Source organism: Prescottella equi, from assembly GCF_002094305.1.
Taxonomy (GTDB): domain Bacteria; phylum Actinomycetota; class Actinomycetes; order Mycobacteriales; family Mycobacteriaceae; genus Prescottella; species Prescottella equi.
In genome coordinates this window covers 13,330-31,765 of record NZ_LWTX01000009.1, presented here as the reverse complement: position 1 = coordinate 31,765, position 18,436 = coordinate 13,330, and the positions used below count along the sequence as shown (strand labels likewise).

Here is an 18,436-nt window from a genome sequence, read left to right as displayed (position 1 = left end):
ACCAGGAAGCGATTTGTCCGGACGCCGCCGACGCGGCCCCGCGATCGTTCTCGCCGCCGCGCTCGGCACGTCGCTGACCGTCGGCATCCACACCGCGCAGGCGCGCCCGCCGGACGTCGACAAGGTGCCCGTCCGCCTGCTGGCGATCAACGACCTGCACGGCAGCCTGCAACCGCCGCAGGGGGCGCGGGCACAGATCCTGCGTCCCGACGGCCCACCGGTCGACGCCGGCGGGGCCGCGTACCTCGCCGCGTACATTCGGCAGCTGCGCGGGCAGGCGCCGAACTCGCTGCTCTACTCGGTGGGCGACAACTGGGGGTCCTCCCCCATCGAATCCGCACTGTTTCACGATGAACCGGCCGTCAACCTGCTCAACACGATGGGCGTGGACGCCGCCTCGGTCGGCACCCACGAACTCGACGAGGGCTTCGGCGAGTTCCGGCGGATGCAGACCGGCGGCTGCCACACCGTCGACGGCTGCCAGTTCGAACCCGAGTTCGCGGGCGCGAAGTTCCCCATTCTCGCGGCGAACATGGCTCTCGCCGACGGCACCCCCGCGACGCTCCCGTTCACGGTGGACTACGTCGACGGCGTCCCGGTCGGCGTGATCGGGGTGATGCCCTCCGACACCCCGGCGAAGGTGGCGGTCGACGGTGTCGCAGGACTCGAGTTCGGCGACGAACTCGCCACCATCGACCGGACCGCCGCGACACTGGACTTCCTCGGCGTCCACGCGGTCGTCGTGCTGCTGCACCGCGGGGACGAGCCGACGGTCGGCGGGCCCAACTCGTGCGACCTCGCCGACGGCCCGGTCCGCACCATCGCGACCCGCGCGACGCCGCTGGTGGACGCGATCTTCACCGCCGACAGCCACGCCCAGTACAACTGCAGCGTCGACGACCCGGCGGGCGACCCACGGCCGGTGATGCAGGCGGCCTCCCACGGCCGGATCGTCTCGGTGGTCGACATGACGCTCGACCGGGCCACCGGCGAGGTCGACCGGCCGAGCACCCAGGCTTTCAATCAGATAGTCACGCGGGACATCCCGCCCGATCCCGCTGTCGCCGACCTGGTGGCCCGTGCCGGCGTGCAGTCGGCGGAGGTGGCGCAGCGACCCGTCGGCGCGATCACCGCCGACATCACCCGCGAGCCGGGACCGGGCGGCGAGAGCCCGCTCGGCGACCTCATCGCCGACGCCCAACTCGCGGCCGCGCGCGGCCGCGGCGCGCAGATCGCTCTCACCAATCCCGGCGGCGTGCGGACCGACCTGCTCCGCGGCGCCGACGGGACGGTGACGTTCGGCGACGCCTACCAGGTGCAGCCGTTCGTGAACTCGCTCGAGGTGCGCACCCTCACCGGCGCGCAGCTGAAAGAAGTTCTGGAGCAACAGTTCCAGACGAGACCGGACGGCTCGACGCTGGAGCTGATCCTGGCGCCGTCGGCGTCGTTGACGTACCGCATCGACCGCGCTGCGCCCGTCGGCGCCCGCATCGCCGATCTGCGGGTCGACGGCACCACCGTCGTCCCGGACGGCCGCTACCGGGTTGCGGTCAACAAGTTCCTGGCCGACGGCGGCGACGGGTTCACCGCTCTGCGTGGCGGAACCGAACCCGCCTCCGCCGGAAACGATCTCGAAGCCCTCACCTCGTACCTCGAAGCCCACTCCCCCGTCGCGCCGCCCGCACCAGGACGCATCGCGATCGCGGCCCCGAACTGACATCACTCGGCGCGGCACGGGTTTGCCAGAGAACTGCCAGACGGATTCAAGCCGGCCCACAGCCGGGGTGTGCAGCATGGCAGTGCGCAACCGCGTAACCCGTTACGACCGAAAGGTTTTTCTCCCATGGACCTGAGCTACCTGTCCGAGTTCTTCGGCGCCTTCTCCGATCTGTTCGGCGCTCTCGACTTCTTCAGCGGATCACTCGGCGCCTGAGCTCGGTGCCACCGGCCGTGGGTCGAGCGTTCGATGCGGCGCTCGACCCCACAGTCGATCTGAACCAGCAGCAGCTGGCAGGTGTCAGTCGACCCTGCCGCCGATTCCTCCCCGGAACGGAGCGTCGTCACACCACCTGCCTCGCCTCCGCCAACCACTCCCTCGCCGCCCGCGGATCGTCGACGGTCCCGCTCACCAGGCCCCAAGCGAGCCCGATCCGCACGTCGTCGACGCCGCGGACCGGCCACGCCCCCACTTCGTAGCCGGTGTCCTGCAAGCCGCGGACCACGTCGCGGGTGAGTCCGTCCCAGCCGCTGTAGAGGGCGGACGCGGCGGTCTCGACGAGAACCTCTTCGATCCCCCCGGTATGCCGCTCCGCATCGGGATAGCCGACTGTGATCAGCCCCCGCGGAACGTCGGGGGCCAGTTGCCGCAACCGGAGCAGCGCGTCGGGTAGGAAGCTCGTGAATCGGATCCGGCGGGCATCGTAGGGGCGGCTGGCAACAATCCGCGCCACCTCGGGAACCGCGTCGACGGCCTTGATCTCCACTTGCAGCGTGACGGTGGTCGCGTCGAGCACTTCCTCGAACGTGGGAACCTTCTCCCCCACACCGACATCGACGGCAGCGATGCGCTCGTACGGCAGCTCGGCGACGGGCCCGAGCCCGCGCCCGCTCTCCTCGGACGCGGTCCGGTCGAGTGTGGCGTCGTGCAGGACGATCGCGATGCCGTCAGCCGATAGTCGGATGTCGAACTCGAGTTCGTGGACGCCGATCTTCTCAGCGAGCCGGAACGAGGCCAATGTGTTCTCCGGCGATTCGGCCATCGCGCCGCGATGTCCGACAAGGGCATACGGGAGGTGCAGTACGGGCATCAGGCCACCTTCTCCTCGTACTGGGCCCGAATGGCATCCGTGTCCTTGCGGATCACCTTCGCCGCAGCCCCGAGCGCGGTGGCCGGGTCGGCGTTCTCGGTGTAGAGCTTCTGCATGGCGCCGCGAACCTCGGTGATAGTCGAAGACACATAGCGCCGCACCGCGTCCGGCTGACGGGCGATGTCGAGTTGTTGCACTGCCAAGCCATAGCTGGGGTTCTCGGCAATCCGCTTGGTAACCGCCGGCGACGCGGTCGCGCCGGGTGTTGCGGGCAGGTATCCGGTGTCGACGGCCCAGTCACCCGCTTGGACGTCCTGCGCCAAGAACTCGATGAGCTTCGCTGCGGCGGCTTTTCGCTCGGGATCGGCGTTCTTGAGGATGGACAGCCCCGCACCGCCGGTGGGCACGCCGACGTCCTTCGCGGTCGGCAGAAATCCTGCCCCGACTTCGAAGTCGGCACCCTTCGTCAGCCCGGTCAGCACGCCGGTCGAGTTGGTGATGGTGGCGACCAGACCGTTGCTGAAGTCGGTGACGAAATCCTGCGCGAGATAGCCCACCTTGTCGTCATTGATCAGCGCACGGTCGAACTCCGCTGCCGCGATCGCGGCTGGGGCATCCAACGTCACGTCGAGCCCCTGCGACATCGAACCGCCGTAGTTCCACAACAAACCTTGGAAGTACCAATCGTCGGCGCCGGTGTAGGCGCGCATAGCCACCTTGTTGCCCCGGTAATTCCGACCCGAGACCTTGTGGCCCCACTCCCGGAACTCGTCCCACGTCTGCGGAGCACGATCCGGCAGCCCGGCATCCGCGAAGATCTGCTTGTTGTAGTAGAACAGCGGTGTCGAACGCCCGAACGGCACCCAGTACGACGAACCACGCACCACACCCTCCGCGAAGAGCCGCTGGTGATAGGTGTCGGCATTCCAGTCGCCTGTGAAGTACCCGTCGAGGGGCTCGACCATATCCGAGAGGAAGAACTTGTTCCACGAGACATCGGAGAAGACCGCGATCTCCGGAATCTGCCTGGCCTGCAAACCAGCCGAAAGCTTCTCCGTCACACCGTCATAGCCCTTGAACTGCTGAACCTCGGCGTAGACGTCGGACTGGGACTCGTTGAAACGGGTGACCAGGCCGGTGAAGGCCTCGTGGTTGGTTCCCGACCAGGGACTCCACACCACTACATTGGTGCGACCTTTGAACGGTGCCGGTGGCGCCACGTCAGGCTGGGAGAAGCCGCCGGCGGACGCACCACTGGGCGACCCGCAGGCCGACAGGATCGGTACAGCCGCGGCCGTCATCCCGGCCAGGGCGAGGAAACGGCGGCGGCTCAACGATGTGGTGGGCGCACCCGCGCGTGAGAACACGGACATGAGGGATCTCCTCGGATCAGGGACTTAGGGGGTAAGGGATTCAGTTCTTGACGGTGGCGCCGGCAAGGCCGGCGGTGATGTAGCGCTGGGCGAACAGGAACAGCAGGAGCATCGGCAGCACCACCAGCACGGTGCCCGCCATGATCGGGCCCCATTGGTCGACGCCCTCGGTCTCCTTGAGGAACATCAAGCCGATGGGGAGGGTGCGCATCTGCACCGAGTTGGTGACCAACAGCGGCCAGATGAAGTCGTTCCATTCGTCGATCACGGCGATGAGCGCGACCGTGACGACCGCAGGTTTCGCCATCGGCAGGACGAAGTGGGTGAGCCGCCGGAGATGTCCGCAACCGTCCAGCTCCGCGGCTTCGAGCACCTCCTTCGGAAGCGCCAGGAAGTGCTGGCGCAGCAAAAAGGTGCCGAAGGCACTGGCCAGACCGGGTAGGAAGATACCCGCATACGTATTGATCAGCCCGAGGTTGCCGATGGTGATGTAGTTGATCAGTAGCGTGACGTGTCCGGGCACCATCAGCGCACCGAGCACCGCCAGGAAGATCACCTTCTTGAAGGGAAAGCGCAGGAACGCGAACGCGTAGGCGCTGAAGACCGCGAGGATTACCTTGAGTAGGGCGCCGACGGCCGTCACGATCATCGAGTTGGCGAAGAACTGCCCGAAGGGGACGGCATCCCAGGCTCGCCTGAAGTGGTCCAGGACCAGTTCGGTGGGGATCCACTGCAATGGCCATCGGTAGATCTCGTCCTCCGGCTTGAACGCTGAGCTGAACATCCAGAAGAAGGGGATCAGGAACAGTAGGCCGACGACGAGGATCGCCAGTACTGCCGGCAGTTTCGCGATCCGCCGGGCCGTGGCCCTACGCGCAAACCGATCACGTTCGGACAGGGTCGAGGTGGACATTAGTAGTGCACCTTCTTCTCGACGTAGCGCATCTGGACGACCGTGACGACCAGCAGCAGCACGAACATGATCATGGCGCCGGCCGCGGCGGTACCGGCCTTGAACTGCATGAAGCCCTGCGAGTAGATGAACCAACTGAGTGTCGTCGTCGCCTCCGCCGGGCCTCCACCGGTCATCATGGCGATCAGGTCGAAAGACTGGAACGCGCCGATGATCTGCGTGACCGTGAGGAAGAAGGTGGTGGGTGAGAGCAACGGGAAGATTATGTGGCGAAAAGTCTTCCACCTTCCTGCCCCGTCGAGCCGCGCCGCTTCCAGAACGTCGCCCGGGAGAGATTGCAGCGCCGCCAGATAGACGATCGCGACGAAACCGACACCCTTCCACACCGCGACGATGATGAGCGCCGGCAGCGCCCAGCTGCTCGATGTCGTCCAGTGCGGCGAGTCCATCCCGAACAACGAGAAGGCGACCCGCGAGAGTCCGTAGTTGGGGTCGAAGACGAACAGCCACACTGCGGCGACGGCGGCGCCGGACAGAATGTGCGGTGAGAAAACCAGCGCTGAAACAGCCTTCCTTCCCGGCACTTTCGTTGCGAACAGCAATGCCAACGCCAGACCGCCGGCGAGACTCACGCCCACCACCGAGACCACCCACACCCCGGTGATCCGAAGCACCCGCAGGAACGACGGATCGGTGAACAGCGTCGTGTAGTTTTCCAATCCGACGAAGGTCGGACTCGGAGCGATCATGTCCCACCTGGTCAGGCTCAGGTAGGCGTTGCCGATCACGGGCCAGTAGGCGAACACTGCGATGAGCGCGAGATTGGGAAACGCGAACATCGCGAACAACAGATGCTCGCGACGGCGCCGTCGGCTACGGCGTCGGGACGATATCACGGATCGTTCCGGCGACGGGGTCGATGGCGGCGGCGCGGGCGCCGGCGGGGCGGGGCGCTGGACTGTCAGGGACACGGCCACGGACCTTTCCTGGATATCACCCGGCTGTTATCTCCGAGCTCGGCCAGGGCCGATATTGGCACTCGATCCGGCGAAGGTCAAAGGCCGCTCGACCGACTGCATGGCGTCCGTATACCCGCTGAAATCCGATCAATACTGTTACTGTGCAGGCTTTTTGATGATACCGGGACGTCGGCCCGCGATGCCGTGTCAGGCGGGGTTCGACCGTAGTCAGGCAAAGCTTCTCGTCGAGTTCACAACTCGTTAATCACACTCACGTTGATATGTAGGGAACGGAGACGAGTCCGAACGGAAGCGAGTGACACCATGACCCGATCGATCAGCGAGTCCCGACAGGAGCGACTGGAGTTGATCCTCGAATGTTTACTGGCACAGCCGGATGCGTCAGCCCAGCGTCTCGCGGCTCACTTCGAGGTGTCACTCATGACCATCCATCGGGACCTCGACGAGCTGCAGCGGCGGGGTGTAGTCCGGAAGTTCCGCGGCGGGGTGAGCGTCCAACGGACCAGCACGTACGAGATCCCGGCAACACTTCGCCGCCTGGTCGCGGTACCGCAGAAGCGTGCCATCGCCGCGGCCGCGGCGGGCTTCGTGGAACCCGGGCAGTCTCTACTGCTCGACGATTCCACAACGGCGGCAACGATGCTCGATTACCTGCTCGGAATCGAGGATCTACACGTAGCAACGAACTACCTGCCCTCGCTCTCCCGCATCGCCGCCGACGGCCGAGCCTCGCTGACCGCAATCGGCGGCACCTACGACACCGGACACGAGTCGTTCCTCGGCATCGCCGCGGTGGCCGCAATTCGGGGACTGCGTGTGGACGCCGCCTTCTTCTCGACATCGAGCGCGGACGCCGACGGCACCTACCATCAGGAGGAGTCGATCGTCGCGGTAAAGGCGGAAATGCTCCGGTCGGCACGCCGGCGGGTGCTTCTGATGGACTCGAGCAAGCTGAACGGAACGTCGTTGCACCTGGTGTCGGATTGGTCCGCGATCGACGACGTCGTGACCGATTCCGCTGCACCACAGGGACTGGTCGATGCCCTCCGTGCACGGGGGGTGTCGATCACCGTCGTCTCCCCCGACGACGGTGAAGACCGCGATTCAAACGAGACGAACGAGGAGAAACAGTGATCGAGTTCGACACCGCCGTGCAGGCGGTGCTGTGGGACATGGACGGGACCCTTGTGGACACCGAACCCTATTGGTTCCGGGCGGAGACCGAACTTCTTTCCCAACACGGTGTTCCATGGAGTCCCGAGCAAGCGACCGCACTGGTGGGCAGCGCTTTACCGCACTCCGCCGCCGCACTCCAAGCGGCGGGTGTTCGGCTGGAGATCCGCGAGATCATCGACACCCTTCTCGATTCCGTGATCAAGCAGGTCCGCACCGAGGTGCCGTGGCGTCCCGGAGCGCGGGAGTTGCTCGCCGACGTCCGCTCCGCGGGAATTCCATGCGCCATGGTCACGATGAGCGAGAGGCCACTCGCAGCGGAGATCGCCCGCATGCTCCCAACCGATACGTTCGAGTTCCTGGTCACAGGCGACATGGTCACGTCGGGCAAACCGCATCCCGAACCGTATCTGCTGGCCGTCGAGACGCTGCAGCGCACCTGGGCCGGCGTGACACACGAGCGTGTGATCGCGATCGAGGACTCGCTCCCGGGCCTGGCATCGGCGAAGGCATCGGGGGTGGTCACTCTCGGTGTCCCCAACATGGTTCCGCTGCCGACAGATTCGGGGCACACGGTGTGGCCCACGCTGGCAGGCCGGACAGCAGCACACCTACACGAACTCGTCACTGCCCGGTAGACCGCACGGGAGTGGGGGACGTCCCGTCCCCCACTCCCGCGATCACGCGCTCAGCCGCATCCCGCTGTCATGGTCGAACACGTGCAGCGCGTCGGGCTCCGGGAGGACGCGAACCGTCGAACCGATCGGCACCGAGCGATCACCCTCCGTCCGCACCGTCAAGTCGTGTCGCGTGTCATCGACCTGGACGTGCCCGTAGACGAAGGCGTCGGCGCCGAGTTCTTCGACGACGTCCACGACCATCTCCACGCCGGCACCGTCGGTGCACAGGCGCAGACCCTCGGGCCGCACGCCCACCGTCACCGTCTGCGCCGCCGTCCTGCCGAGGACGCTGCGGGCAATCGGCACCGTCGCACTGCCCAGGTCCGCGCCGCCGTCGGTCAACGGCAAGTCCAGCAGGCTCATCGCCGGCGAGCCGATAAACCCGGCGACGAATCGGTTCGCCGGCCGCTGGTACAGGTTTCTGGGCGAGTCCACCTGCTGCAGGATGCCACCGTCGAGCACGGCTACCCGGTCGCCCATCGTCATCGCCTCGACTTGGTCGTGGGTGACGTACAGCGTGGTGACTCCGAGCCGACGGGTGAGTTGCGCGATCTGGTTGCGGGTCTGGACCCGCAGCTTCGCGTCGAGGTTCGACAGCGGCTCGTCCATCAGGAAGACCAGCGGACTCCGCACGATAGCGCGGCCCATCGCGACACGCTGACGCTGACCGCCGGAGAGCGCCCTCGGCTTTCGCTCGAGGTACGGCTCGAGATCGAGCATTTTCGCTGCCTCGACGACCCGGCGGTGGCGCTCTTCCTTGGAGACTCCGGCGATCTTCAGGGCGAACGCCATGTTGTCGGCGACCGTCATGTGCGGATAGAGCGCGTAGTTCTGGAACACCATCGCGATGTCCCGATCCTTCGCGTCCACCTCCGTGACGTCCCGGTCACCGATGAGCAGCCGCCCGTCGTCGACATCTTCGAGCCCTGCCAGCATGCGTAGAGATGTGGTCTTTCCGCAGCCGGAAGGCCCTACGAGAACCAGGAATTCGCCGTCGTCGAGGTCGAGGTCGAGCGCGTCGACCGCGGGACGGTCGGCGCCGGGATAGCGGCGGGTGATTCCATCGAAGGTGACGGTAGCCATGGGACTTCCTTTCACGGGCAGGAACGTGCCCGACGATCCGTGGTGACAGGGCGAACGCCCGCCGCCATTGGAGCGTGAGGAAGTGAACGCATTGGAGTGTTCCGGCGAGGTCACGGTGAACGATCAACCGAGCGTTTCGAATCGGCGAAGACCGATACGCCCGGCTCTGTCGACACGTGCGCGCTCCTCGTTGACGACGAGCTCACGCGCCGAGCGCGCGCGAGAGAGTCGGCCAGGCCTCGTGTAGGTCGTCCTGCCAGTACGGCCACGAATGGGTTCCGTACGGGCGGAACAGGAACGTGGCCGGAATACCGAGCTGCAAGAGGCGCGCCTCGAACAGTTGGGTACACGAGTTGGAGGCCGCCTCCAGCGGTCCACCCACCACGACCTTCTCGACGGCGTCGGGCGCGCCCAGCTCGTACGGACCCGCGAGTCCGTTGCCCGTCGAGACGAAGATGTCCTTGCCGCGCAGTGTTTCCGCATTCACCGTCGGATCGTGGGCGGGCCACGCTGGGTCGCCGGACGGACCCCACATGTTGTCGGCGTCGCCGCCCTTCGACGCGACGGTGCCCCGCACCGCCGCCTGCGATTCGACGCGGCCGGTGTCCATGCAGCCGCTCAGCGCGGCGACGCCGCGATAGAGATCGGGGTTCCGGGTGGCGAGCGTCATCGCGCCCTGTGCGCCCATCGACAGTCCCGCGATCGCGTTGGTCCCGTTGCCGTGGAAGCGTCCGTCGACGATCGGCGGGAGTTCCTTCGTCAGAAACGTCTCCCACCGATTCGTGCCCAGCACCGGATCGTTTCTCTCCCAGTCGGTGTAATAGCTCGCCGTGCCACCGACCGGGAGCACTACGTTGACGTTCTTGTCGGCGAAGAAGTCGACGACGTCCGTCTTCTGCGTCCAGGTGCTCTCGGTGTAGTCGGACTCGGATCCGGCGCTGACGCCGTCCAGCAGGTACAGCGACGGCCGCTCGGCGTTCCCGTCCGGATGCAGGATCTGCACCTGCACGATCTTGTCCATCGCCGGCGAGAACACGAACAGTGCGGTGCGCCGGTCGTCGATCCTCACCACGTGGTCGACGCGCGCGGCCGCCTCGGCCACCGGCGGCGTCTGTTCGACGGGCGCGGCCTGTGCCACGACCGCCGGCCCGGACATCGACAGCGCGAGGACGACCCCCGCGACCGTCGTTGCTGCTCGACCCATCGTTCCTCCGCCCTCCCCCTGGGTATCGGTGGACACCCACGGTACGTACGGATCCGAGCCGCCGCCGGGCAACGGCCGACGGGTGGCCTACATCACTCCGAACGTTTGGAATACCCCCACAGGGGACGGCGTTGACCTGTTCGGATCGATGCGCTCCGTGTCCCCCGGGCTCAATTATCTGCCTTCGCGGAGTTCCGTTCGGCTGGAGCCGCGTTGCGCCTTTCGCCGTGAGGCGACCGAGCGCATCGGTCCGCTCTTCTTCTTCCCTGTCAGTCCTCGTGCTGGAGGTTCACCGATGTCCGCTCCGGATCACGGCGCCCGGATCGCCGCCGAACGAGCCGACACCGAACGACGCATCGAGTCCCTTTCGGCACGCTTCACCGCGATCGTCGAGGGTTCCGAATTCACGACCGACGACGACGAACACGACCCCGAAGGCTCGACCATCGCGTTCGAGCGCGCCCAGGTGGCCGCCCTGCTCGCCGACGCACGCCGCGAACTCGAGGAACTCGACGCGGCCGTGCAACGGATCGAGGACGGCACCTACGGGGTCTGCGCCCGCTGCGGAAACCTGATCGGCGAGGCGCGGCTGGACGCCCTGCCCGGCGCCCGCACGTGCATCGGATGCGCCGGCTAGCGCTTCTCCACACCACAAGAAGGCCCCTCACCTGCGGTGCAGATGAGGGGCCAGTGGCGGAAGCGGAGGGATTTGAACCCCCGGTGGGTTTGACGCCACGCTCGCTTTCAAGGCGAGTGCATTCGGCCGCTCTGCCACGCTTCCGTGGGGGATCCTAACCGCACGGACGGTGGCGCGTGAAACCGCTCAGCCGACGGCGCGGTCGCCGATGGCGTTGTCGACCTTGTCGAAGACGTTCGCCAGGACCCGCATCTCCTGCTTGTCGAGCAGGTTGATCAGGTAGTGGCGGACACCGGCCAGATGCGTCGGCGCAGCCTCGGAGAGACGACGCCTTCCCTCGTCGGTTATGACCGCGAGCACACCGCGCCCGTCCTCGACGCATTGGCTGCGCTCGACCATGCCCTCGGTCTCCATCCGGCGGATCTGGTGGGTGAGTCGGCTGCGCGACGACAGCACACCGTCGGCGAGGTCGCTCATGCGCAGCGCGCCGTCCGTCGACTCCGACAGCATCACGAGGATCCGGTACTCGGCGAGCGACATGTCGTGCGCGGACTGTAACTCCCGGTTCAGCACCGCCATCAGTTGTTGACTGCCGTCGATGAAACCGCGCCACGCGCGCATTTCCTCGGCACCGAGCCACGCCACCCCGGCACCCGTGGTTACTCGAGCATCTGCTGTCACGAATGCATCGTAGTGCTATCGGTCGTTCGACAGTGTGCAGCACACTCGCGCGAGTTTCGTGAGGTTTGTCAAACCGGTCGACCCCATTCTCCGGATCCTGTTCCGCCAACGACATTCCCGACACGCGCGCATTCTTCCTGTTCGTGGACAACACTTTTCGGACGAAAAGAGGAGACCGGTTCGGTCCTCGGGCGCCGGGGCGGCAGGACGACGAGTTGCCTTGCCCACCACGGTTTGTCCGTTCGGAATCGAACCGCATGTCGGGCGCCGTGCCGGAGCGGGGAACACTCGCGCGGTGGGGACGGCGCGACCGGACTAGCGTCGGGGACATGTACGCGATCACAGTTTCCGAGCCCGGCGGACCCGACGTGATGTCCTGGTCCGAGGTTCCCGATCCGACGCCCGGCCGCGGCGAGGTCCTCCTCGACGTGGCCGCCACCGCAGTCAACCGCGCCGATCTGCTGCAACGACAGGGCTTCTATCCGCCGCCGCCCGGCGCGAGCGACATCATCGGCCTCGAGTGTTCGGGGGTGATCGCCGAGATCGGCCCCGACGTGCACGGCTGGAAGGTGGGCGACCGCGTCGCCGCGCTCCTCGCCGGCGGCGGTTACGCCGAGAAGGTCACGGTTCCCGCCACTCAACTGCTGCCCGTGCCGGAGGGGCTGGACCTGCGGGCCGCGGCGTCGCTGCCGGAGGTGGCGTGCACCGTGTGGTCGAACCTGGTGATGGAGTGCGGTCTGCACGCCGGCCAGGTGCTGCTGGTCCACGGCGGCGGCGGGGGCATCGGCACCCACGCCATCCAGGTCGGTAAGGCGCTCGGTGCTCGCGTCGCCGTCACCGCCGGATCCGCCGACAAGCTCGAGCGCTGCGCCGAACTGGGCGCCGAAATCCTGATCAACTACCGCGAGGCCGACTTCGTCGAGGTGCTGCGCGAAGCCACCCGTGGGCGCGGCGCCGACATCATCCTCGACAACATGGGGGCGTCGTACCTGGATCGCAACATCGACGCGCTCGCGCCCGACGGCCAGCTGGTGATCATCGGCATGCAGGGCGGCCGCAAGGGCGAACTGGACATCGGCAAGCTGCTCGGCAAGCGTGCCCGCGTGCTCGCGACGGGCCTGCGGGGACGTCCGGAGACCGGGCCGTCGAGCAAGGCCGCCGTGATCGCCGCGGTGCGCGACAAGCTGTGGCCGCTGGTGGGCGACGGCATCGTCGTGCCCGTGGTGTCGGCGGAACTGCCGATCACCGAGGCGCCGACGGCGCACGAGCTGCTCGATTCCCCCGACACCGTCGGGAAGGTGGTCCTCACCGTCGGCGAGGACTGACGGGGCGGCTCAGCCCAGCGCCGACAGGTGCTTGACGAGCTGGTTGATCTCGTAACGGGTGGTGTACGGCGCGAGGCCTACGGTGATCGCGCCGCCCTCGTCGTTGACGCCCAGCGCGTCGAGCAGCCGGCCGCCGTTCTGGGGACCGCTCACGGTCGCGATCCGGTTGTCGGCGAGGTGCGCCGCCACCTTGTCGGCGGGTACACCGGCGACGGTGAAGCTCAGCGTCGGCACCCGGAGCGGCGACCGGCCGATCACGGTCACCTGCGGCAGCGCGTCGAGCGAGCGCAACAGATAGTCGAACAGTTGGTCGTGGTAGGCCTGCAGCGAACTGATCGACGTCTCGAGGCGCTGCCGACGGCTGCCGGTCGCGGTCTCCTCGAGCCCGGCGAGGAAGTCGATCGACGTGGTCAGCCCGGCCAGCAGCGCAAACTGGTGACCGCCGACCTCCATTCGCTCGGCGCCGCGGGCGTACGGGTTGAGCGAGACCGCCGGGATGCGGTCGAGCAGCGTCGGATCGCGGAACACCAGCGCACCGACCTGCGGGCCACCCCACGACGGCGCGCTCACCGCGATGACGTCGGCGCCCAGTTCGTTGATGTCGAGGTGCGCGTACGGCGCGGCGCCGACGGCGTCGACCACCAGCAGGCCCCCCACCTCGTGGATCCGGTCGGCCGCGACACGGACCGCGGGCGCCGAACCGACGATCGGCGATGCGGCGGTGAGCGCCATCAGCCGGGTCGTCGGCTGGATCAGTTCCGCGAACTGCCAGCTCGGCAGCTCACACGTCTCGATCTCCACCTCGGCCCAACGGACCTGCGCGCCGTAGCGGCTCGCGATCCGCAGCCACGGGGCGACGTTGGCTTCCTCGTCCAGCCGGGACAGCACCAGTCCGGTGCCCAGCCCCAACCGTGAACTGAGCGACTCCGCGAGCCACGCCAGCAGCACCGCCCGATCGGCCCCGAGCACGACACCGGCGGGATCACCGCCGACCAGATCGGCGACGGCCTCGCGTGCGGCGGCGACGATCGCCGCGCTGCGCCGGGACGACACGTGCCTCCCACCGGCCGACGACGCGGATGCGCGGAAGGCCGTCGACACGGTGCGCGACACCGCGTCGGGGATCTGCATGCCGGCCTGTGGATCGAGGTGGACCCATCCGTCGCCCAACGACGGGATCAGTCCCCGTACCCGGGCAACGTCGAAAGCCATGCCCGACACTCTAGGACCCGATGTCAACACCCTGTGATTCAGATCCGACTTTTCGGAATGCGTGCTAGCACACGACACTTTCGACACCACCAACCCGCCCTCGCCAATCCGCTACGGAACCGTACAAGATGGAGCCATGACGCAACCGGAGAACGAACGTGTGCTCGTCATCGGCCCCGACGGCCACCCCGTGCCCGTTGCCGGGCCCACCCAGGACGGGAGCGCCCAGACGGCCGCCCCCGAGGGAGCGGACGGCGACTCGCTCACCGACATGGTGGAACAGCCGGCGAAGGTGATGCGAATCGGCACCATGATCAAGCAACTGCTCGAGGAGGTGCGGGCGGCGCCTCTCGACGACGCCAGCCGCACCCGGCTGCGGGAGATCCACAAGTCGTCCGTGCGGGAACTCGAGCAGGGTCTGGCACCCGAGTTGCGGGAGGAACTCGAGCGGCTCACGCTGCCGTTCACCGACGACTCGGTGCCCACCGATGCGGAGCTGCGGATCGCGCAGGCACAGCTCGTCGGCTGGCTCGAGGGGCTGTTCCACGGCATCCAGACGGCCCTGTTCGCGCAGCAGATGGCGGCGCGCGCACAGCTCGAGCAGATGCGGCAGGGTGCGCTACCGCCCGGCATGAGCATGGGTCCGCAGCACCGGATGCAGGTCCCGGACGACGGTCCCGCTCCCGGAGGGACCGGTCAGTACCTGTAACCCGACCCGACGGTCACGCGGGTTCTTCCGACGCGAGCGGTAGGCTCGGAACTCGTGTCAGCAGCAGCCTTGGATCACGAACCGGCGTCCGACGCCGACGCCGACGTCGTCGTGTCCGATTCGCAGACGTTCCGTCGTGCGTTCAAGGACCTCCGGGACGGCTTCGCGCAGCGCGAGTTGTGGCTGAACCTGGGCTGGCAGGACATCAAGCAGCGGTACCGCCGGTCGGTGATCGGTCCGTTCTGGATCACGATCGCCACCGGCGTACAGGCCACCGCGATGGGCATCCTGTACTCGGCGCTGCTGGGGATGTCGATCAAGGAGTTCCTGCCGTACGTCACCGTCGGCCTGATCGTGTGGGCCATGATCAGCGCGTCGATCCTCGAGGGCTCCGAGGTGTTCATCGCCAACGAGGGCCTGATCAAGCAGCTGCCGTCGGCGCTGAGTGTGCACGTCTACCGACTGGTGTGGCGGCAGATCCTGTTCTTCGCCCACAACCTGCTGATCTACGTGATCATGCTGGTCGCGTTCGGGGTGTGGCGGAACCTGACCTGGCCCGATCTGGCCGCGATCCCGGCTCTCGGATTGCTGGTGCTCAATGCGCTGTGGGTGTCGATCGTGTTCGGCATCTTCGCCACCCGCTACCGCGACATCGCACCGATCCTCGGCAGCCTGACGCTGCTGCTGTTCGTGCTCACCCCGATCTTCTGGTCCACCGAGGCCCTCAAGGCCCAGGGCGGGCAGGTCGCCGACCGCGCGAAGATCGCCGAGCTCAACCCGTTGTTCCACTTCCTCGAGATCGTCCGCGCGCCCATGCTCGGGAAGGACCAGCAGGCCTACCACTGGTACATCGTGCTGGCCATCACCGCCGTCGGCTGGGCGATCGCGCTGTTCGCGCTGCGCAAGTACCGGGCCCGCGTGGCCTACTGGGTCTAGGGGTCCGAGGAGTAATTGACATGACCGGCAACGTGAGCATCGAGACGCGGAATGCGTGCGTAGACTTCCCGATCTTCGACGCCAAGTCGCGCTCGCTGAAGAAGGCTTTCCTCGGCAAGGCGGGCGGATCCATCGGCCGCAACGACTCCGACGTCATCGTCGTCGAGGCGCTCAAGGACATCACCCTCTCACTCAAGGAGGGCGACCGCGTCGGACTGGTCGGCCACAACGGCGCCGGCAAGTCGACGCTGCTGCGGCTGCTGTCCGGCATCTACGAACCCACCCGTGGCAGCGCCCGCGTCCGCGGCCGCGTCGCGCCGGTGTTCGACCTCGGCGTCGGCATGGACCCGGAGATCTCCGGCTACGAGAACATCATCATCCGCGGCCTGTTCCTGGGGCAGACCCGTAAGCAGATGCTCGCGAAGATGGACGAGATCGCCGATTTCACCGAACTCGGCGAGTACCTCAGCATGCCGCTGCGCACCTACTCGACGGGTATGCGCGTGCGCGTCGCGATGGGCGTGGTCACCAGCATCGACCCCGAGATCCTGCTGCTCGACGAGGGCATCGGCGCCGTCGACGCCGAGTTCATGAAGAAGGCCCGGATCCGGCTGCAGAAGCTGGTGGAACGCTCCGGCATCCTCGTCTTCGCCAGCCACTCCAACGAGTTCCTGGCGCAGTTGTGCGACAGCGCGATGTGGATCGACCACGGCCAGGTGCGCCAGCACGGCGAGATCGAGGACGTCGTCCGCGCCTACGAGGGCGACGACGCCGCCGACCACGTCCGCCAGGTGATCGCGGACATGAAGCGAGAAGAGGACGAGGAGCGGGCGTCGTGACCGAGACGATCGGTGACACGAACAGCGAAAACATCATCGGCGTCGTCGTCACGCACAAGCGCCGCGAGCTGCTCGCCCAGTCCCTGAAGGTGCTGGCCGGGCAGACGCGCCCCCTCGATCACCTGGTCGTCGTCGACAACGCCGACGAGGCCGACGTCCGCGAACTGGTCGAGAGCGCCGACGTCCCCACCACGTACCTGGGTTCCAAGCACAACCTCGGCGGGGCGGGCGGTTTCGCGCTCGGCATCCTGTACGCGCTGTCGCTGGGTGCGGACTGGGTGTGGCTCGCCGACGACGACGGTCGCCCCGAGGGCCCCGACGTCCTGGCGACGCTGTTCGCGTGCGCGCAGCGGCACGGCCTGGCGGAGGTCTCCCCCGTCGTGTGCGACATCGACGCCCCGGACCGGCTGGCGTTTCCGCTCCGCCGCGGCGTCGAGTGGAAGCGGCTGCGTTCCGAACTCGGCGACGACGATCTGCTGCCCGGCATCGCGTCGCTGTTCAACGGCGCGCTGTTCTCGGCCGCCGCGATCGACACCGTCGGTGTCCCGGACCTGCGCCTGTTCGTGCGCGGCGACGAGGTCGAGGTGCACCGCCGCCTGGTCCGGTCGGGGCTGCCGTTCGGCACGTGCCTGCAGACCGCCTACGTGCATCCCGACGGCGCCGACGAGTTCAAGCCGATCCTCGGCGGCCGGATGCACACGCAGTACCCCGACAACGAGACCAAACGCTTCTTCACGTACCGCAACCGCGGCTACCTCATGTCCCAGCCGGGCATGCGCCGGCTGCTGCCCCAGGAGTACGCGCGATTCGGCTGGTACTTCCTGGTGAACCGGCGCGACCCCAAGGGCTTCGTCGAGTGGATGCGCCTGCGTGGGCTGGGCCGGCGGGAGCGGTTCCAGCGCCCCTGACCCGCCGGCGACCCGACTCACCCCGAGATTCATCCCGGCAAGGTCCGTCCGACCCTGGCAGCATGAGTGCGAACTCGACGTACGCACGCGAGAGGGGTTCCCACGCATGTTCGATCGGTTCCGGAAGTCGGCCAGGCTCAAGATGCAGCGGGCGGTCGCCGAGGTGGTGCGGGAGTCCGACCGCCAGGCGCGGATCGAGCACGAGAACAGACACGACCAGATACTCGCGGAGCTCACCGCACACAACGCGGAGACCCGGCGGGTCCTCGACGAGCTCGCGCAGACCCGCGGCCAGGTAGCGGCGATCAGCGAACGACTCGACGTCCTGGAACAGCGCGCCCGCCGCGACATCACGCACGCTCTCGACATCCGGGCGACAGCGGAGAGCGCGCAGTTCGTGCTCGACCACATGCCGACGGCACCGGTGTTCTGGCACCCGCACGACACGCTCCGGTACGCGCTGGAGCTGGTCAAGGTCGACGGCCTGGCGCTCGAGTTCGGCGTCGCGAGCGGCACCACGCTGCGGATCGTCAGCGAGTCCCTACGCGCCACGGGGCACGACGTGTGGGGCTTCGACGTGTGGACCGGCCTGCCCGAGGCGTGGCGCACCGGCTTCCCGGCCGGCGAGTTCGCACAGGAGTCCCAGCCGACGGTGCCGGGCGCACGACTGGTGTCGGGACTGTTCGAGGACACCCTGCCCGGTTTCCTCGACGAGCATCCCGGGCCGGTCGCGTTCGCCCACCTCGACGCCGACCTGTACTCGTCGACCCGGGCGGTGCTCGACCTCCTCGAGGACCGGCTGGTGCCCGGTTCGGTCCTCGTCTTCGACGAGTACTTCAACTACCCGGGCTGGCAGAACCACGAACACCGGGCGTGGACGGAGTTCGTCGAGCGCACCGGCGTCCCGTTCGACTACCTCGCCTACACCGCGGACCACGAACAGGTCGTGGTCCGCATCCGCGAATAGGACTGCGGC

18 protein-coding genes and 1 tRNA gene are annotated in these 18,436 nt (G+C 67.4%); 10 read left to right on the top strand and 9 right to left on the bottom strand.

The genetic code is table 11. The features are described 5' to 3' along the window. Positions 1-13 precede the first annotated feature (13 nt). Positions 14-1,717 carry a bifunctional metallophosphatase/5'-nucleotidase gene (locus A6I89_RS19570; RefSeq protein ID WP_022593462.1) on the top strand — a complete coding sequence of 568 codons (1,704 nt, stop codon included), beginning with the start codon at positions 14-16 and terminating at the stop codon, positions 1,715-1,717. 343 nt (positions 1,718-2,060) lie between these two features. Here the strand turns inward: A6I89_RS19570 and A6I89_RS19565 are convergent, their stop codons facing one another. The 4 genes from A6I89_RS19565 to A6I89_RS19550 are packed head-to-tail and all read right to left on the bottom strand — an operon-like array spanning position 2,061 to position 5,932. After that, entirely contained in the window at positions 2,061-2,807 is a 747-nt protein-coding gene (locus A6I89_RS19565) for a glycerophosphodiester phosphodiesterase (protein ID WP_005516238.1), read from the bottom strand. Further along, positions 2,807-4,180: an ABC transporter substrate-binding protein gene (locus A6I89_RS19560; RefSeq protein ID WP_005516239.1), complete on the bottom strand. Its 1,374-nt coding sequence runs from the start codon at positions 4,178-4,180 to the stop codon at positions 2,807-2,809. Before A6I89_RS19560 ends, A6I89_RS19565 begins: the two co-directional genes overlap by 1 nt. 40 nt (positions 4,181-4,220) lie before the next feature. After that, the gene (locus tag A6I89_RS19555; protein ID WP_005516240.1) at positions 4,221-5,093 is read right to left on the bottom strand and encodes a carbohydrate ABC transporter permease; all 873 of its coding nucleotides are present in this window, start codon (positions 5,091-5,093) and stop codon (positions 4,221-4,223) included. After that, positions 5,093-5,932, bottom strand: coding sequence for a carbohydrate ABC transporter permease (locus A6I89_RS19550; RefSeq protein WP_175271608.1), 840 nt, complete (start codon positions 5,930-5,932; stop codon positions 5,093-5,095). Before A6I89_RS19550 ends, A6I89_RS19555 begins: the two co-directional genes overlap by 1 nt. Positions 5,933-6,376: 444 nt before the next feature. Here A6I89_RS19550 and A6I89_RS19545 point away from each other — a divergent pair, with 444 nt between their 5' ends. Together A6I89_RS19545 and A6I89_RS19540 are read left to right on the top strand one after the other, a co-directional pair. Further along, positions 6,377-7,207: a DeoR/GlpR family DNA-binding transcription regulator gene (locus A6I89_RS19545; RefSeq protein WP_022593457.1), complete on the top strand. Its 831-nt coding sequence runs from the start codon at positions 6,377-6,379 to the stop codon at positions 7,205-7,207. Next, positions 7,204-7,884, top strand: a complete 681-nt coding sequence (locus A6I89_RS19540) for an HAD family hydrolase (RefSeq protein ID WP_022593456.1) — start codon at positions 7,204-7,206, stop codon at positions 7,882-7,884. The genes A6I89_RS19545 and A6I89_RS19540 overlap by 4 nt, the downstream gene beginning before the upstream one ends. 42 nt (positions 7,885-7,926) lie before the next feature. Here the strand turns inward: A6I89_RS19540 and A6I89_RS19535 are convergent, their stop codons facing one another. Next, positions 7,927-9,009: an ABC transporter ATP-binding protein gene (locus A6I89_RS19535; protein ID WP_022593454.1), complete on the bottom strand. Its 1,083-nt coding sequence runs from the start codon at positions 9,007-9,009 to the stop codon at positions 7,927-7,929. 202 nt (positions 9,010-9,211) lie between these two features. Continuing rightward, the gene (locus A6I89_RS19530) at positions 9,212-10,213 is read right to left on the bottom strand and encodes an alpha/beta hydrolase (RefSeq protein WP_022593452.1); all 1,002 of its coding nucleotides are present in this window, start codon (positions 10,211-10,213) and stop codon (positions 9,212-9,214) included. A gap of 295 nt (positions 10,214-10,508) precedes the next feature. Here A6I89_RS19530 and A6I89_RS19525 point away from each other — a divergent pair, with 295 nt between their 5' ends. Beyond that, positions 10,509-10,850 carry a TraR/DksA family transcriptional regulator gene (locus A6I89_RS19525; RefSeq protein ID WP_022593450.1) on the top strand — a complete coding sequence of 114 codons (342 nt, stop codon included), beginning with the start codon at positions 10,509-10,511 and terminating at the stop codon, positions 10,848-10,850. A 54-nt stretch (positions 10,851-10,904) separates the two neighbouring features. Here the strand turns inward: A6I89_RS19525 and A6I89_RS19520 are convergent. Next, a tRNA-Ser gene (locus A6I89_RS19520) sits at positions 10,905-10,994 on the bottom strand. A gap of 42 nt (positions 10,995-11,036) precedes the next feature. Continuing rightward, a complete protein-coding gene (locus A6I89_RS19515) occupies positions 11,037-11,471 on the bottom strand; it encodes a MarR family winged helix-turn-helix transcriptional regulator (RefSeq protein WP_044990345.1) in 435 nt (144 codons plus the stop codon). Between the two features lie 389 nt (positions 11,472-11,860). Between A6I89_RS19515 and A6I89_RS19510 the strand changes: the two genes are divergently transcribed. Then, positions 11,861-12,856, top strand: coding sequence for an NAD(P)H-quinone oxidoreductase (locus A6I89_RS19510; RefSeq protein WP_022593448.1), 996 nt, complete (start codon positions 11,861-11,863; stop codon positions 12,854-12,856). Positions 12,857-12,865: 9 nt separating this feature from the next. On the opposite strand, the gene A6I89_RS19505 is transcribed toward A6I89_RS19510, so the two are convergent. Further along, entirely contained in the window at positions 12,866-14,068 is a 1,203-nt protein-coding gene (locus A6I89_RS19505) for a cysteine desulfurase-like protein (RefSeq protein ID WP_013414548.1), read from the bottom strand. A 136-nt stretch (positions 14,069-14,204) separates the two neighbouring features. Here A6I89_RS19505 and A6I89_RS19500 point away from each other — a divergent pair, with 136 nt between their 5' ends. The 5 genes from A6I89_RS19500 (at position 14,205) to A6I89_RS19480 (ending at position 18,427) form a co-directional block, all read left to right on the top strand. Beyond that, complete coding sequence (locus tag A6I89_RS19500) at positions 14,205-14,777, top strand: bacterial proteasome activator family protein (protein WP_005516251.1); 573 nt, start codon at positions 14,205-14,207, stop codon at positions 14,775-14,777. A gap of 54 nt (positions 14,778-14,831) precedes the next feature. Next, a complete protein-coding gene (gene wzm / locus A6I89_RS19495) occupies positions 14,832-15,713 on the top strand; it encodes a galactan export ABC transporter permease subunit Wzm/RfbD (RefSeq protein ID WP_044990301.1) in 882 nt (293 codons plus the stop codon). A gap of 20 nt (positions 15,714-15,733) precedes the next feature. Next, entirely contained in the window at positions 15,734-16,552 is an 819-nt protein-coding gene (gene wzt, locus A6I89_RS19490) for a galactan export ABC transporter ATP-binding subunit Wzt/RfbE (RefSeq protein WP_005516255.1), read from the top strand. After that, positions 16,549-17,460 (top strand): galactofuranosyltransferase GlfT1, encoded by a 912-nt coding sequence (gene glfT1 / locus A6I89_RS19485; protein ID WP_022593444.1) that lies wholly within the window; start codon positions 16,549-16,551, stop codon positions 17,458-17,460. The genes wzt and glfT1 overlap by 4 nt, the downstream gene beginning before the upstream one ends. Positions 17,461-17,566: 106 nt before the next feature. After that, the gene (locus A6I89_RS19480; protein ID WP_005516257.1) at positions 17,567-18,427 is read left to right on the top strand and encodes a class I SAM-dependent methyltransferase; all 861 of its coding nucleotides are present in this window, start codon (positions 17,567-17,569) and stop codon (positions 18,425-18,427) included. The last annotated feature ends 9 nt before the right edge of the window (positions 18,428-18,436 follow it).

Excerpts from the sequence above, each read along its gene's own strand:
- A6I89_RS19545 (WP_022593457.1), top strand. The coding sequence starts at position 6,377 with ATGACCCGATCGATCAGCGAGTCCCGACAGGAGCGACTGGAGTTGATC.
- A6I89_RS19515 (WP_044990345.1), bottom strand. The coding sequence starts at position 11,471 with ATGCGCGCGTGGCGCGGTTTCATCGACGGCAGTCAACAACTGATGGCG.
- A6I89_RS19555 (WP_005516240.1), bottom strand. The coding sequence starts at position 5,093 with ATGTCCACCTCGACCCTGTCCGAACGTGATCGGTTTGCGCGTAGGGCC.
- A6I89_RS19510 (WP_022593448.1), top strand. The coding sequence starts at position 11,861 with ATGTACGCGATCACAGTTTCCGAGCCCGGCGGACCCGACGTGATGTCC.
- A6I89_RS19525 (WP_022593450.1), top strand. The coding sequence starts at position 10,509 with ATGTCCGCTCCGGATCACGGCGCCCGGATCGCCGCCGAACGAGCCGAC.
- A6I89_RS19535 (WP_022593454.1), bottom strand. The coding sequence starts at position 9,009 with ATGGCTACCGTCACCTTCGATGGAATCACCCGCCGCTATCCCGGCGCC.
- A6I89_RS19560 (WP_005516239.1), bottom strand. The coding sequence starts at position 4,180 with ATGTCCGTGTTCTCACGCGCGGGTGCGCCCACCACATCGTTGAGCCGC.
- A6I89_RS19505 (WP_013414548.1), bottom strand. The coding sequence starts at position 14,068 with ATGGCTTTCGACGTTGCCCGGGTACGGGGACTGATCCCGTCGTTGGGC.
- A6I89_RS19480 (WP_005516257.1), top strand. The coding sequence starts at position 17,567 with ATGTTCGATCGGTTCCGGAAGTCGGCCAGGCTCAAGATGCAGCGGGCG.
- A6I89_RS19550 (WP_175271608.1), bottom strand. The coding sequence starts at position 5,932 with ATGTTCGCGTTTCCCAATCTCGCGCTCATCGCAGTGTTCGCCTACTGG.
- wzt (WP_005516255.1), top strand. The coding sequence starts at position 15,734 with ATGACCGGCAACGTGAGCATCGAGACGCGGAATGCGTGCGTAGACTTC.
- A6I89_RS19565 (WP_005516238.1), bottom strand. The coding sequence starts at position 2,807 with ATGCCCGTACTGCACCTCCCGTATGCCCTTGTCGGACATCGCGGCGCG.
- A6I89_RS19500 (WP_005516251.1), top strand. The coding sequence starts at position 14,205 with ATGACGCAACCGGAGAACGAACGTGTGCTCGTCATCGGCCCCGACGGC.
- A6I89_RS19530 (WP_022593452.1), bottom strand. The coding sequence starts at position 10,213 with ATGGGTCGAGCAGCAACGACGGTCGCGGGGGTCGTCCTCGCGCTGTCG.